The following is a 342-nucleotide window of genomic DNA, read 5'->3' as shown; positions in this document are numbered from 1 at the left end:
GCTTTAAACGCTGTTTTAATTAATTGCTCTAAAACAGCGTTTAAATAACAAGGCTAAGCTCGCTAATACTAACTAATGCAGTAAGATGAGTTTAGCCTTTTTGTTATATTCACTACTTTTTAATATAAAGCCACTTTAATAACTTAATTAGTACTTTGCTTTGTTTAAGTAGCATGCCGATACGTGGATTGAATGATCCAGAAACCAGCGTGTTTTTAGCATGGCTAAAGGTTAAAAACCCTTCATTAGCATGATAATGCCCCATTCCAGAATGCCCCACTCCACCAAACGGCGCATCATCGGCAGTTACTTGCACTAAGGTGTCGTTAACCGCAACAGTAC

At 37.7% G+C, this 342-nt stretch carries 1 pseudogene; it reads right to left on the bottom strand.

Annotated features, from left to right (window positions below):
• Positions 1-112: 112 nt before the first annotated feature.
• A pseudogene (locus AAEY62_RS21055) lies at positions 113-342 on the bottom strand (coniferyl-aldehyde dehydrogenase); the annotation flags it as partial.

The sequence above is a fragment of the Pseudoalteromonas sp. GW168-MNA-CIBAN-0100 genome (assembly GCF_040309225.1).
Taxonomy (GTDB): domain Bacteria; phylum Pseudomonadota; class Gammaproteobacteria; order Enterobacterales; family Alteromonadaceae; genus Pseudoalteromonas; species Pseudoalteromonas arctica.
This window is presented reverse-complemented; position numbering and strand designations above follow the sequence as displayed.